At 53.1% G+C, this 14,217-nt stretch carries 10 protein-coding genes; 7 read left to right on the top strand and 3 right to left on the bottom strand.

Features of this window, described 5'->3' with window-relative positions; translation table 11 throughout:
- Positions 1–2 precede the first annotated feature (2 nt).
- Genes AB1483_02055 through AB1483_02070 form a run of 4 tightly spaced genes read left to right on the top strand, consistent with a single transcriptional unit; the run spans position 3 to position 4,426 of the window.
- Positions 3–692, top strand: coding sequence for an NADH-quinone oxidoreductase subunit K (locus AB1483_02055; GenBank protein MEW6411237.1), 690 nt, complete (start codon positions 3–5; stop codon positions 690–692).
- Positions 692–2,167 carry a proton-conducting transporter membrane subunit gene (locus AB1483_02060; protein MEW6411238.1) on the top strand — a complete coding sequence of 492 codons (1,476 nt, stop codon included), beginning with the start codon at positions 692–694 and terminating at the stop codon, positions 2,165–2,167. Before AB1483_02055 ends, AB1483_02060 begins: the two co-directional genes overlap by 1 nt.
- Positions 2,164–3,639 carry a hydrogenase gene (locus AB1483_02065; protein MEW6411239.1) on the top strand — a complete coding sequence of 492 codons (1,476 nt, stop codon included), beginning with the start codon at positions 2,164–2,166 and terminating at the stop codon, positions 3,637–3,639. Before AB1483_02060 ends, AB1483_02065 begins: the two co-directional genes overlap by 4 nt.
- 10 nt (positions 3,640–3,649) lie before the next feature.
- Positions 3,650–4,426, top strand: coding sequence for a hydrogenase (locus tag AB1483_02070; GenBank protein MEW6411240.1), 777 nt, complete (start codon positions 3,650–3,652; stop codon positions 4,424–4,426).
- A 415-nt stretch (positions 4,427–4,841) separates the two neighbouring features.
- On the opposite strand, the gene katG is transcribed toward AB1483_02070, so the two are convergent.
- On the bottom strand, positions 4,842–7,052 hold the full coding sequence (katG, locus tag AB1483_02075) for a catalase/peroxidase HPI (protein MEW6411241.1): 2,211 nt from the start codon (positions 7,050–7,052) through the stop codon (positions 4,842–4,844).
- Positions 7,049–7,498, bottom strand: a complete 450-nt coding sequence (locus tag AB1483_02080; protein MEW6411242.1) for a transcriptional repressor — start codon at positions 7,496–7,498, stop codon at positions 7,049–7,051. The genes katG and AB1483_02080 overlap by 4 nt, the downstream gene beginning before the upstream one ends.
- A gap of 898 nt (positions 7,499–8,396) precedes the next feature.
- Between AB1483_02080 and AB1483_02085 the strand changes: the two genes are divergently transcribed.
- Positions 8,397–9,887 carry a YiiX/YebB-like N1pC/P60 family cysteine hydrolase gene (locus tag AB1483_02085; protein ID MEW6411243.1) on the top strand — a complete coding sequence of 497 codons (1,491 nt, stop codon included), beginning with the start codon at positions 8,397–8,399 and terminating at the stop codon, positions 9,885–9,887.
- A gap of 258 nt (positions 9,888–10,145) precedes the next feature.
- Positions 10,146–12,782 (top strand): heavy metal translocating P-type ATPase, encoded by a 2,637-nt coding sequence (locus tag AB1483_02090; protein MEW6411244.1) that lies wholly within the window; start codon positions 10,146–10,148, stop codon positions 12,780–12,782.
- 35 nt (positions 12,783–12,817) lie between these two features.
- Here AB1483_02090 and AB1483_02095 read toward each other — a convergent pair whose 3' ends face one another.
- A complete protein-coding gene (locus tag AB1483_02095) occupies positions 12,818–12,985 on the bottom strand; it encodes a hypothetical protein (protein MEW6411245.1) in 168 nt (55 codons plus the stop codon).
- A gap of 280 nt (positions 12,986–13,265) precedes the next feature.
- Between AB1483_02095 and AB1483_02100 the strand changes: the two genes are divergently transcribed.
- A complete protein-coding gene (locus AB1483_02100; protein MEW6411246.1) occupies positions 13,266–14,210 on the top strand; it encodes a TerC family protein in 945 nt (314 codons plus the stop codon).
- Positions 14,211–14,217: the final 7 nt, after the last annotated feature.

Below are 14,217 nucleotides of genomic sequence, written 5' to 3' on the forward strand. Positions count from 1 at the left end.
CGATGAAGGAAATGGTAAATGCGCTTATTGCTTTAATCGTGATGGTGGACTTCCTGCTGCTGAGCGCCTCATCGCTGCGAGCCGCAATCCGAATTGTAGCTGTACAGGGGATGGCCCTGGGGCTGCTCCCGCTATTCGTCCATGACGATGGTCTGACCATTAGGCTGGCGATTATCTCGATTCTCGTCATCTCTTTGAAAGGGGCTCTTATTCCCCGTTTCCTCGCGAGGGGATTACGCGAGGAGAATGCGGGGCGTGAAATTACCTACTATGTCGGTCCCATCGCATCGCTGCTGATCGGCATTCTCGTGATGTGCAGTTCTTTATGGTGGGGCAATCTGTTTCCGGTTCCCGATCAACCGGGGTATCATCTCGCCATTCCGATGGCCTTCTTCACTATTATTACCGGGCTGTTTCTTGTTGTCAGCAGAAGACAAGCGTTGATGCAAATTATCGGTTATCTCGTTTTGGAAAATGGAATTTATGCCTTTGGCGTTTTCTTTGCCCAGTCTGAATCGATGCTCATCGAGATCGGCATCCTGCTTGATGTGTTTGTCGGTGTGTTTATAATGGGTGTGATGGTATTTCACATAAGTCGGGAGTTTGACAACATCGAGACAGGCCAACTGAACACACTTCGTGATTGGATTCATGGTCGGCGAAAATCCAGCCAGGAGGAAACACCATCGTGATGATTCTTGCGCTTGTCCTTATACCGGCCCTGGCCGGAATCGTTTCATTCACGGTAAAGAGCAGCCGCACGCGCCGGACGGTACTCGTGTCAACCGCCATAGTACACCTCGCGCTGACTGGCGCCGCCTGGCTGTGGCGACCGGAGCCTATTTTTGACGGTTGGCTGTGTTTGGATGCGTTGGGGCTTGTGTTTCTGTCTGTTGTAAGTGGACTGTTCTTTATGGCAGCCGTTTATGCTGTCGACTACCTGGCCAAGGAACCATCGGGCACAAGGCGTGACTTCGAGGAGTCCGCGCTGTTCGTCAACGAGCCGGAAGCGATATTCGCGGGGTGTCTGCTTTTATTCCAATCCACCATGACCTTGGTCACCTTAAGTCACAACTTCGGAGTGCTTTGGGTGGCAGTAGAGGCAACCACGTTATCATCGGCACCACTCATATATTTCCATCGCCATCACCGATCATTGGAGGCGACATGGAAGTACCTGGTCATATGTTCGGTGGGAATAGCGCTGGCACTTCTCGGTACGTTCTTTCTCGCGCACGCGGCGGGATTGGCGTCGGGCAATGTGCCGCTGGTTGTGGAGGAATTGATCAAGAACGCATCCGAGCTTGAGGCTCCCTGGCTAAAGGCCGCGTTCATCTTTATGCTGGTCGGGTATGGCACGAAGATGGGACTTGCACCTTTGCATAGTTGGTTACCAGATGCTCACAGTGAAGCACCTTCGGTAGTATCGGCTTTACTATCCGGGGCGCTTCTCAACTGCGCCTTCCTTGGCATTTTGCGAGTAGGCCAGGTGCTCGGCGCCGCTGGATTGGGTGAGTTTGCCCAATCGCTACTTTTGTTTTTTGGACTAATGTCCGTACTCGTCGCAACGGTCTTCATTATCGGACAGCTTGACTACAAGAGAATGCTCGCCTATTCGAGCATTGAACATATGGGAATAATCGCGATTGGCGTGGGCATCGGCGGCATGGGAGTATTCGGCGGTCTGCTCCATGCGGTCAATCATTCTTTGGCCAAAGGGATGCTGTTTTTGGTTGCCGGGAACATACTGGCGCACTACCGGTCAAAGTCAACCAGCGCGGTGTCCAATATGTTTGCGGGGCTGCCACGGTCAAGCGTTCTTTGGATGGCCGGTTTCCTGGCGATCACAGGTACGCCGCCATTCGGATCGTTTATCAGTGAGTTGAGCATCATCCGTGCCGCTTTTGCCTCGGGGCACCCAATTATAGCAGTGACTCTGATGGTAGCATTAGGGGTTATTTTCGTGGGGATGGCGAGCATTTTTTTGCGCATGCTGTATGGTACGGCACCCAACTCCGGTCAAAACCTGCCTTTGGCCAAGGAATCACTTTTCTCGTTCGTGCCTCCCGCCGTTCTCTGTTTAGCGGTGCTTGGCTTAGGGTTGTATCTTCCGCCGGCTCTAAATCAGGTGCTTCTTGAAGCGAGCAAGCTACTGGGTGTGAAATGATGCAGACCAACCGCAGCCTCGTGTGCCGCAACTGTGAACGGATTCCGCTCGGTAGAGTACCAATCGTGGGAACAGATGAACTCGCCGAGGAGGTTAAGAGTGGAGTACGATGTGGCGGCAGGCTTGCCGCTCTATTTGTGCAACCACAGGGCGGAAAATACAGGTTATTCGCTATCCTCCTGACCGGCAAGGAGGGCAGTATAAGAGTGGCCTCCAGTATGGTGAACCAATCTTATCCCTGCCTAACGCGTGATTGCACACAAGCACATCTGTTTGAGCGAGAAATAGCTGAACTGTGGGATATCGAACCGCGGGGCCACCCGTGGCTTAAGCCGGTACGCTTCGTGAAATCGCCGATTGGCATGACCGAGTTCTTTCATGTCGAAGGCAGCGACGTTCACGAAGTCGCAGTGGGTCCGGTGCATGCCGGTATAATCGAGCCAGGCCATTTCAGATTCAACTGTGCGGGTGAAGAAGTCCTGCATCTGGAAATAAGTCTGGGATATCAATTTCGAGGGATAGAGCAGTCGTTGAAAGGCGGCCCCCATCGCAGGACAATCCACCACATGGAAACCTTGGCCGGAGATACATCAGTCGGCCATGCCACTGCCTTTTCGCAGATCGTTGAGACCTTGTCAGGCTGCCGCGTATCTTTTCGAGCTATCGCGCTGAGAAGTATCGCTCTGGAGCTGGAGAGATTGGCGAATCATACGGGCGATCTTGGGGCAATGGCAGGGGATGTCGGTTTTCTGCCGGTCGCAGCGCATTGTGGCCGCATTCGCGGGGATTTTTTGAACCTTACGGCGATGATCTGTGGAAATCGCCTGGGGCACGGGATTGCCAGACCCGGCGGTATTGGCCAGGATCTTGACGGCGGTGATCTGGCCTTGTTGGCAGAGAGACTGCATCGCTTATACACTGACGTTTCGATAGCGGCAGAATTGCTGTGGAACACGACATCGGTCGCCAACCGTTTTGAAGGCACCGGTACTATCGACATGGATCGCTGTCGTGAGTTAGGAATCGTTGGGCCTGTGGCGCGGGCCGCGGGTCTTGAACAGGATGTTCGGCTGGAATACCCATCGGACATCTATCGATTTGCGCAGATTCCGGTCTCTTGCTGGAATATGGGAGATGTCTTCGCTCGCGCCTATGTGCGCTGGTTGGAGATTAGCCGATCCGTGGAGTTCATTCTTGCTCGAATTGCCGGTTTGCCGAAGGAAAATACCCGCGCCAAGACAGGTTCGATGAGCAGCGATTCGTTGTGCATTTCGCTTGTTGAAGGCTGGCGCGGTGAGATTTGTCACATCGCCTGTACTGATGGCGATGGGCGCTTTTCATGGTACAAGGTTGTTGATCCGTCGTTTCACAACTGGAGCGGTCTTGCGTGGGCCATGAGAAATCAGCAGATTTCCGATTTTCCTCTGTGCAACAAGAGCTTTAACCTTTCGTATTGCGGCCACGACTTATAGGAAGAATATTATGTTGAAAGCTTTGCTGGCCAGAGCGCGATTTGGAAGTCGTACCGTCGAGTTCCCCGATGCCCCGCCAATACTGCCGGTGCGATTCCAGGGGCGGCCGGTTATTTCTTCCGAACCGTGCGGCAAAGGTTGCCGCGAGTGTATTGATTCATGCCCGACCGAGGCCCTGAGAGTTGTAGACAGTCATCCCGAGCTGGATTTAGGCCGCTGTCTTTTTTGTGGCGAATGCGAATTAGCCTGTTCGAGCGGCCTGATTCGATTCACGAAAGAATACAGTTTGGGTAGTAGTGGGCGTTCAGATCTGGTGGTTCGTTTTGACTCCGAGCAATCGCGGATCAAGAGTCTTAATAGTGAGATGCTGCGGCTGTTCAAACGATCTTTGCGGTTGCGCCAGGTCAGTGCCGGCGGATGTAACGGGTGCGAGGTGGACGTAAACGTACTGAACACGATTGTCTTCGATCTTGGACGCTTTGGCATTCAATTCGTGGCCTCACCTCGCCACGCGGATGGTTTGCTCATTACGGGTCCGGTTACCGAGAATATGAGGTTGGCACTGCTCAAAACCTACGAAGCCGTACCAGATCCAAAAATCGTCATCGCCGTTGGCGCGTGCGCAATCTCAGGCGGGCCTTATATCGATCACCCTCAGGTGCACAACGGTGCAGGAAGCCATCTCAAGGTAGATCTCTTCGTCCCTGGTTGTCCGCCGCATCCCATCACCATACTTGATGCCTTGCTTCGGTTGCTTTCGCGCATGCCGAGTCAGCGCAGAGGGTAGCGCGTCGATCGCGTCCGGAAAGATACGGACGAGACAGTCTTTAGGTCAGCATCTGTGCATCAGGCGTCTTTGTCGAAGGAGATGATTTGAGAGAATCTGAAAGGCGCTTCGAGACATCGATTCAGCCCCGAAATCTTGTAAAGTACGGGCGGGAGAATGGCGGGGTGTTCGTCGAATGGGGTGCACGCTAGTCAATCAGGCAATCTACTAAATCTTATTCCGGCTTATATCGTTGAATATCATGTGACAGCGTACAACGGCGGTGGGCACAGTTTGGTCGCAGCAAATGTGACTGAGGATCCCGGTGTTTGGACACGAGCCGTTACTTGTCTATCGCGTTGAATCGTTGCCCGGCGATATAACAAAGGGAGGCCGACCCGGTCGGCCTCCTTATTGCTTAGTCTAAGCTCTCCGATTATGCCAAATCGAAGCGATCAAGATTCATTACCTTGTTGAAGGCAGCCACGAAGTCATTAACGAATTTCTCCTGCGAGTCCTTGCAGGCGTAGACTTCCGCCAGCGCCCGCAGTTGAGAGTTCGAACCGAAGATCAGGTCGACACGAGTGCCGGTCCACTTGACTTTACCCGTGGCGCGGTCGCGTCCCTCGAACAGGTCCTCGTCTGGCGACGCGGCCTTCCACTCGGTGTTCATGTCGAGTAAGTTGACAAAGAAGTCGTTCGTGAGCGTCTCAGGTCGGCCGGTGAAGACGCCGTGTTTGGATCCCCCGAAGTTGGCGCCCAGCACGCGCAACCCACCGACAAGAACAGTCATCTCCGGTGCGGTGAGAGTCAGTAACTGCGCACGGTCAACCATCAATTCCTCGGCCCGCACGCTGTATTTGGCTTTCTGGTAATTGCGGAAACAATCGGCTTTTGGCTCGAGTACGGCAAAAGAATCCACATCTGTTTTTTTCTGTGTGGCGTCCATGCGCCCTGGCGTAAAGGGAACGGTCACTTCGTGACCGGCTTTCCTAGCCGCCTGCTCGATGCCCGCGCAACCACCCAGAACGATTAAATCGGCGAGTGAAACCTTTTTGTCGCCGGACTGGGCTTTGTTGAATTCTTTCTGGATGCGCTCCAGAGTCTTGAGCACCTTAGCGAGTTGGTCAGGCTGGTTGACTTCCCAGTCCTTCTGGGGTGCGAGACGAATCCGCGCGCCATTGGCTCCGCCTCGCATGTCCGAACCACGGAAGGTGGATGCCGACGCCCAGGTGGTCGATACGAGTTGCGATACAGACAGACCGGAAGCCAGGATTTCTTTCTTGAGGGAAGCGATATCCCGCTTGTTGATCAGTTTGTGATTGACCGCGGGAATGGGATCCTGCCAGATGAGCTCTTCTTTTGGCACTTCCGGACCAAGATAGCGTGCGCGGGGACCCATGTCGCGGTGAGTCAGCTTGAACCAGGCTCTGGCAAAGGCGTCCGCGAATTCTTTGGGATTTTTCAGAAAGCGTCGCGCGATCGGCTCATAGATGGGATCGAGTTTCAGCGAGAGATCCGCCGTAGTCATAATCGGGCGGTGTTTTTTCGACGGATCGTGCGCGTCAACAATCATGTCTTCTTCGTCGACGTCTTTCGCAACCCACTGGTTTGCTCCGGCCGGGCTCTTGATCAACTCCCACTCGTACTTGAACAGTACTTTCAGATAGCCCAAATCCCATTTGGTCGGGTTTGGCTTCCAGGCGCCTTCGATACCGCTTGTGATGGTATCACCGCCTTTGCCGCTTTTGAAACTGCTTTTCCATCCGAGACCCTGCTGTTCAATGGGCGCGGCTTCGGGCGCGGGACCGAGCAGCGCCGCGTCGCCCGCGCCGTGGCATTTACCGAAGGTGTGTCCGCCGGCTACGAGAGCGACGGTTTCTTCGTCATTCATGGCCATGCGGGCGAATGTCTCTCGAACGTCACGACCCGACGCCACCGGATCCGGGTTGCCATCGGGACCTTCCGGGTTTACATAGATCAGACCCATTTGCACGGCCGCGAGGGGGTTTTCCAGATCCCGGTCGCCCGTGTATCGGCTTTTTGGTTTGTCGCTTGTGGCCAGCCACTCTTCTTCGGCGCCCCAGTAGATGTCTTCTTCCGGTTCCCAGATATCGGCGCGGCCGCCGGCGAAGCCGAAAGTTTTGAATCCCATTGATTCAAGCGCGCAATTGCCGGCGAGGATCATGAGATCGGCCCAGGAGATTCTCTGGCCATATTTTTGTTTGATTGGCCAGAGAAGGCGTCGTGCTCTGTCGAGGTTCACGTTGTCGGGCCAGCTGTTGAGGGGTGCGAAACGCTGGTTACCGGTGCCACCTCCCCCGCGGCCATCGCCCATGCGATAAGTGCCAGCGCTGTGCCAGGCCATGCGGATGAAAAGTCCCCCATAGTGGCCCCAGTCGGCCGGCCACCAGTCCTGTGAGTCAGTCATCAGATCGTAGAGATCTTTCTTGAGGGCTTTATAGTCGAGTTTCTTGAATTGTTCAGCATAGTTGAAATCCGCACCCATGGGATCGGATTTGGCGGAGTGCTGGTGGAGTATCTTCAGATTCAACTGATTTGGCCACCAGTCGCGGTTCGTTCTTCCGCGGCTTGCTATGCCTGTTACCGGGCACTTACCCGCGCCTTCTTTGTTTTGATTGCTCATGATATCTCCTTACAACTTGAACACAAGCCGTTTATAATTACCTGTTTTGTATCAATCCGAGTCCAGTTAGTAACTGATTTGGGCGGTTTCATCCGATCAAACTCGGGCCAATAGAAGTCTTCTATCGTATGGCACCTGGCGCAGACCAGGTGGTGATGATTGGAGAGATTGATGTCAAAGCGAGTTGTGTTGTCGACGTGGTAGACTCTTCCGATCAGCCCGTGCTCTTCGAATGTCGCAATCGTTCTGTAAACGGTATCCAATGATATCGTTTTAAGATGCTTTCGTACTCGATTGAAAATTTCTTCGGTTGTTGGATGATTGGGATGCTCTGACAAAGCTTTGAATATTTCCGTTCTTTGATGTGTTGCCCGTAGCCCCTTTTCTCTGCAAAGCTTCACAAATCCCTTTATCAGCGAGTGCGTGTTGACTCTATCAGCCGTCATTTCATACTAAACAACCTTGTTGTAGAGTTGTTCCTATTTAGGAGTGGATAGAAATGAAGATTCAGCTTCGGCGACCCTAATGTCCAGACAGATCTCTATGCGGCGCAATGGGCAAGAGGAAAAGCATCGGACCGGGGCCGGCAGATACCTCAAGAAGGTTTGTCAGATGCGGTGACATCAGGGTGCTAAATACGGCGTTTTTGGTTGTCGGGGCTGTCGCGAATGCATTTCTTAGAATTAGAACCCGCTGTTCGGTTTTATTTGGGTATCAGAGGATAGCAGTAAGAGAGGGAAGTTCGGTCATAAGGTTCGATGACGTATTCATAAAGCGGTCGTTCATATGAGATTATCAGGATGGTCCCGTATCCATGGAAGTATATCGTTGTTGATGATAAAGAGACTCTGACGAGGATCTCGGACCAGAGAAAGAAACAATATTCTTGCTCGCGTCGAGGCTAATCCGGATGACTATGCCAAGCAGCACGGAAAAATGCTTCAAAACGAGGCGTTCAGTGTTCTTTTATAATACTCCGTGTCTTGTGATGATTCTTGGATGCTCCCATTTAAAGAATCTTTATGTGGATTGGGTTCTGGCCGCCAGTTATTCAATGAAGGATGCGAGTTCACGTGGGCTGGCGGCGTGCTGGGTGAATTTCGCGACTGAAATATATGCTTCGGAAATGAGAAATGAGTTGGGGATACCGGACGACCGCACAATTATCGCGTATCACTGGGCTATCCGGAGAAAGTCCCACCAATCCACCAGCGGAAAGAGCCGGAAAGATTGATAATTATCTCGAGATGGATCGAAACGCCTGAGCAGACGCACACACTGCGGGGTTACATACGGGCTTTAATTGTCCAGACGATTAGGTGTTGTTAGCGATAGGAACAGACGGTGACCGGAAGTAAAATCAAATGGCTCCTGATATTGACCCTTGTCATCATCGCGGTCTACGCGGTTCTTCTCATTCCCGAAACGCCCCCGGTAATTGGTGCTTATTCTACTCACTCAGCCTTCGTCTGGGGGCAGGACGAATACTGGTCGTCCCTGGAGTCCGAGTTTCGACAAAAGAGGGACGTGGGATGCTCTGTTCTTACGGACACAATCTCTTCTCGCATGCGCGCGCTTGACAGTATTGTGTATGAAGTCGGCGCGGTGAGAGCTGCTCCATCGGACCCTGCGCTAAACAATCTGGAGAAGGCATTCTTCGAGTTGGGCGTCTTAATTGCGGTCTGTCCGGAATTGCTGCGGGAGTATGTTCGGGCCTTTGAACAAATGCGCTGCTTGATCAAAGACCTGTCGCTTGAGTGGGACCTCGGATCGCGTGAGGCATCGGACCGGCTGTACCGTCTTCTGTATGGTGGACGTACGGCTGTCGAAGAAGCTATGCTGCAGGCTGAGCCTGGAGCCATTTTGGAGCTGGAGAGTGTTTGCGATGAGCCATCAAAGACTCCTTCAGCAGAAATAAATGGGGTCCAGGTTCACAGCGGAGATATCTTGATATCGCGTGGCGGCGCCCCTACTTCGGCTCTGATCGCCCGTGGGAGTGATTATGCGGGTAATTTCTCGCATGCTGCCCTGTGCCACGTGGATGATTCCACGGGAGAGATTTCGATCATCGAGGCGCACATCGAGTGCGGGGTAACGGTCTCGACGCGGGAGCAGTATCTAAACGACAAGAAACTCCGTATAATGGTGTTGCGTCCCCGGTCCGACCTGCCATCGATGATGGTCGATCCGATGTTACCACATCGAGCCGCGTGCCTCGCTCTCGATATGGCGAGATCGAACCACATTCCGTACGATTTTGAAATGAACACGCGAGATGATAGTAGGCTTTTCTGTTCGGAGGTCGTATCATCGGCGTACGACAGCCTTGATTTCCCGCTATGGAAGAAGCTTTCACATATTTCGGAGCCCGGCCTTCGCAGTTGGCTGGCAGCTTTCGGCGTGAGGAATTTTACCACACAGGAGCCTTCGGATCTCGAATATGACCCGCAGTTGAGGGTAGTTGCCGAATGGCGAGACCCAGAGACTCTTATGGAAGACCACATCGACAATGCGATCATCGATGTCATGCTCGAAGGCGCCAGTAACGGGGACCGGTTGGAGTATACGTGGTATATGCTGCCTGCTGCCAGAGTCATTAAGCTTTACAGCGTCATACTCAATTGTTTCGGTGAGGTTGGCCCCATCCCTGAAGGTATGGGAGCCACCTCCGCGCTCCAGAATCAGTGGCTGAGTGAGCAGCACCGGGGGACGAAGATCATTCTTAAGAAAAAGATATCCGAGTTTAGAAAAGCTAACGGATATTCGCCTCCCTACTGGGAATTGGTGAGATTGGCGCGAGAAGCCTACAAAAGTCACGGCCGTACTTCCCTTTAAAATACACACACGTCAACGTAACTTATTGATATAAAATCATTTTGGGGCGACTTCGTTGTGGCGTCACTAAAGTCACGCGAACAATGAGGTCTCCAGATTGTTGAATCTACTACGGACCGGCGCTTGCTGGTTCTGCGCGGTTGATGCCATAATGTGACGGGGCCGGATGTCACAATTCCTGCGAGGGGGTATTTCAGGCGAGCAAGGTCTCCGGTCAATTTTCGTGGGATAGATTGCATGTTTGAGGAGCATTGAGAGATGAACTATACGGATCCGATATGCGGTATGAAAGTGGATGGCGATTCGCCACACCGGCTTGAGGTAGATGGCGAATCCGTTTATTTCTGCAGCAGCCACTGCAAGAGCAAATATGAAAATCAACTGGAAGCAGCCGGTCGCGAGCCAGGGTTAATCGATCCGGTATGCGGTATGACCGTGTCGCCTGACACATCACACCGGGAGCGTTACGGTGATGAAGTATACTATTTTTGCTGCGAGGGATGTAGAAACAAGTTTAAGAACGATCCTGACGGGTTTGCCGGAAGTGCAGGCGAATCGTCGTCATCCAAGAAGAAATCTTCCATTGAGACACACCACGCTGCTCACTCGATACCTGAAGGGGACAGGGGGCAGGACGTGGCCGGAAAGCCCGCACCCGCAGATGCCACGTATACGTGCCCGATGCATCCGGAGGTGAAAAAGCAAGGGGGAGGGGACTGCCCGCAGTGCGGGATGGCCTTGGAACCGGAGATGCCGAGGCTGCAGGCGACAAAGACTGAGTACACCTGTCCGATGCATCCCGAGATAGTCCGAGACAGTCCAGGTAGTTGTCCAATATGCGGTATGGCTTTGGAACCGCGGACTGTGACCATAGACGAAGAGGACAATCCTGAACTGCGTGACATGAGTCGTCGCTTCTGGATCTCAGTTGCACTTTCAATACCGCTGGTGGCAATTGCGATGAGCGGGCTTATACCGGGATTTAATGACTGGCTTAAGACTCTGGCCAGCGAGCGCATTTTAACTCTGTTTGAATTAGCGCTGGCTACCCCGATTGTGCTCTGGGGCGGGTGGCCATTCTTTGTTCGCGGGTATCAGTCGATAATAAATCGCAGTCCAAATATGTTTACGCTTATCGGGCTTGGTGTCGGCGTCGCTTACACCTATAGTCTTATTGCCGCGCTATTTCCGGGAATATTCCCTGATGCGTTTCGCGATTTATCGGGCGAAGTGGGTGTCTATTTTGAAGCGGCGGCCGTAATTGTCGCACTGGTGCTGCTGGGGCAGGTGTTGGAACTGAGGGCGAGGCGTCGCACGGGAGCAGCCATAAAGGCTCTTCTGGGTTTAGCGCCGAAGACAGCCCGGCGAGTCAATCAGGACGGATCTGAAGAAGATGTTGCGCTTGATCAGGTACAGATAGGGGACAAGCTTCGCGTTCGACCCGGTGAGAAGGTGCCGGTTGATGGTAAGGTTGTGGCTGGCAGCAGTGCCGTCGACGAATCGATGATCACGGGAGAGCCGATTCCGGTTGAGAAAGGCAGTGGGGATAAAGTTATAGGCGCCACGGTCAACGGCACCGGGTCGATTGTGATCGAAGCGGAGAAAGTTGGTTCCGATACGTTGCTGTCGCAGATCGTGCAGATGGTCGCCAGTGCGCAGAGAAGCAAGGCCCCGATTCAGAGGATGGCCGACGCGGTCGCGGCGTATTTCGTCCCGACCGTGGTTGGTATAGCTGTCGTAACATTTATTGTGTGGGCACTGGTTGGTCCCGATCCAAAACTCACTCACGCTCTGATCAATGCCGTCGCGGTACTTATCATCGCCTGTCCCTGCGCCCTCGGTCTGGCCACACCGATGTCAATCATGGTCGCCAGTGGAAGAGGCGCCGCGGCTGGCGTATTGTTCAAGAACGCGGAAGCAATCGAGGTTCTTCGCAAGGTCGATACGCTCGTGGTCGACAAGACGGGGACACTCACAGTGGGTAAGCCGAGACTGGTCTCGGTGTATGCGCAGTCGCCGCGAAGTGAAAAGGAAATTCTAACAATGGCAGCCGGATTGGAGATGGGAAGTGAACATCCCCTGGCCGCAGCTATCGTCGCGGGCGCAAAGGAACGAGGGGCCAAACCGTCAAGAGCCGAAAACTTCAAGTCAGTCACGGGGAAAGGTGTTACGGGTGTTGTTAATGGCGAGAGGGTGGCTCTTGGAAACCGGGCACTTCTGGAGGAGCTTGGCGTCGATGCAGGCTCCCTTGCAGATAAAGCAGAAGAGTTGCGGCGAGAGGGACAAACGTCCATGTTCGTAGTGATTGGGGGCAGAGCGGCCGGGCTGATCGGGGTAGCGGATCCAATCAAAGACACTACCGCAGAGGCAATCAAGCAATTGCACGACGAAGGCATTGCTATCGTGATGTTGACCGGTGATAGCGAAACCACGGCAAAGGCTGTGGCGGACAAATTGGGTATCGACGATGTCATGGCCGAGGTGTTGCCGGACCAGAAAGCCGATGCGGTCAAGAAACTTCAGGGTCAGGGGAAATTTGTGGCAATGGCGGGTGACGGTATCAATGACGCTCCGGCGTTGGCTCAGGCTCACGTCGGTATCGCCATGGGTACCGGCACGGATGTCGCCATGGAGAGCGCGGGCGTTACATTGGTCAAGGGGGACCTGCGCGGAATCGTGCGTGCTCGAAAGCTCAGCCGGTTGACCATTCGCAACATCAAGCAGAATCTGTTTCTCGCCTTCGTATATAATTCGGCAGGTGTACCGATAGCGGCCGGGATATTGTATCCTTTCCTCGGCATACTTCTCAGTCCCATGTTTGCCGCGGCGGCAATGAGTTTCAGTTCGGTGTCGGTGGTGGCCAATGCTCTGAGGCTAAGGCGAGAGTTGATTTAGAGGTTGTTTCCCTGCATCAGAATATATAACCACGGTCACAGTACGTGATTTCGCAAAAACTGAAGCCGAACATCCTGCGCACGGTCGTATTTGGATAATCGCGCGTTATTGGAAATCGGACGGTAGTCGGTTGTTGGCGTGCATGGCTGGTAGAGAGTGTTGATGAGGGCGACACTACCGCGCAAGGTCGCGCGGCGCGGCATCGCGCTTAAATTCCAGCCGACAGCAAGCACAAGCAATTGCAGTCAAACAACTTGCGGGCACAGAATATTTTTCTCCCTTTCCACATTATTTTTTATGAAGCGTTCTGGAATGAGGGCAGACGCCGGACAACGTAAAGCGAAACGATTCAGTTCCGGCCGGTCCGAACCTGTTTTTCGACGCTCTGAGTTGGAGTACGCCCTGATGGATCAGTTGCGGTAAATTTTTCATTTCTCGAATTGACAATGGAATGGCATATTGTTCTGGATTATGGAAGTTTATTTGCACAATCAAGCGCTTCTGTACGGTATGTTTATGATCTTTGTGCTGGGTATGCTGGCGCTGGATCTGGGGGTTTTTCATCGTCGGGATCATATCGTTAGTATTCGCGAGTCGTTTATCTGGACGGCAGTCTGGATCGTTCTGGCATTCGCTTTCATGGCTTTCATCTATTATCGGTATGAGACGACCAGTCCCGGACGAGGGACCGGCGCGGCGTTGGAGTTTCTGACCGGCTATCTGATAGAGAAGTCGCTGAGTATCGATAATATCTTCGTTTTTCTTTTGATTTTCAATTATTTCGATGTACCGGCGCAGTTTCAGCATCGGGTGCTGTTTTGGGGAATAATCGGGGCGCTGATTTTCCGAGCGATATTTATCGCGCTGGGGGCGCTGCTTATCGCCAGATTTCACGCGATCATCTACATCTTTGGCGCGTTTTTGATTTTCACGGGGATCAAGATGTGGTGGGCGAAGGACAAGCAGATTCATCCCGAACGAAATCCGGTTCTCCGCCTGTTTCGCAAGGTGATGGAAGTCACACGTGACTACCGAGGCAAGCATTTCTTCATCCGTGAGGGTGGCAGGTGGTTAGCGACACCTCTGTTCGTCGTGCTCCTACTCATAGAATCCAGCGATATTATCTTCGCGGTCGATTCCATACCGGCGATTTTTGCTGTAACCAAGGACCCTTATATTGTATTTACGGCGAACGTCTTCGCGATCCTCGGTCTTCGGTCGCTTTACTTTTCCGTGGCCGGGGTCATGCGGTCGTTTCATCTTCTGCATTATGGTCTGTCGATCATTCTTGTGTTCGTGGGGATCAAGATGGTGCTGTCGGATATTTACAAGATCCCTATCGGGATATCGCTGGGTGTAGTGGGGCTTATTATCGTGGTGTCGATTGCGGCCTCACTAATGTGGCCGAAAGAGCGCGCGCAGCAATGACACCGTT

It is taken from the genome of Candidatus Zixiibacteriota bacterium, from assembly GCA_040756055.1.
GTDB lineage: Bacteria > Zixibacteria > MSB-5A5 > GN15 > FEB-12.

What these genes read in the sequence shown, in the direction of transcription:
- AB1483_02055 (MEW6411237.1), top strand. Translation starts at nt 3, where the DNA reads ATGAAGGAAATGGTAAATGCGCTTATTGCTTTAATCGTGATGGTGGAC.
- AB1483_02060 (MEW6411238.1), top strand. Translation starts at nt 692, where the DNA reads ATGATTCTTGCGCTTGTCCTTATACCGGCCCTGGCCGGAATCGTTTCA.
- AB1483_02065 (MEW6411239.1), top strand. Translation starts at nt 2,164, where the DNA reads ATGATGCAGACCAACCGCAGCCTCGTGTGCCGCAACTGTGAACGGATT.
- AB1483_02070 (MEW6411240.1), top strand. Translation starts at nt 3,650, where the DNA reads ATGTTGAAAGCTTTGCTGGCCAGAGCGCGATTTGGAAGTCGTACCGTC.
- katG (MEW6411241.1), bottom strand. Translation starts at nt 7,052, where the DNA reads ATGAGCAATCAAAACAAAGAAGGCGCGGGTAAGTGCCCGGTAACAGGC.
- AB1483_02080 (MEW6411242.1), bottom strand. Translation starts at nt 7,498, where the DNA reads ATGACGGCTGATAGAGTCAACACGCACTCGCTGATAAAGGGATTTGTG.
- AB1483_02090 (MEW6411244.1), top strand. Translation starts at nt 10,146, where the DNA reads ATGAACTATACGGATCCGATATGCGGTATGAAAGTGGATGGCGATTCG.
- AB1483_02095 (MEW6411245.1), bottom strand. Translation starts at nt 12,985, where the DNA reads ATGCCGCGCCGCGCGACCTTGCGCGGTAGTGTCGCCCTCATCAACACT.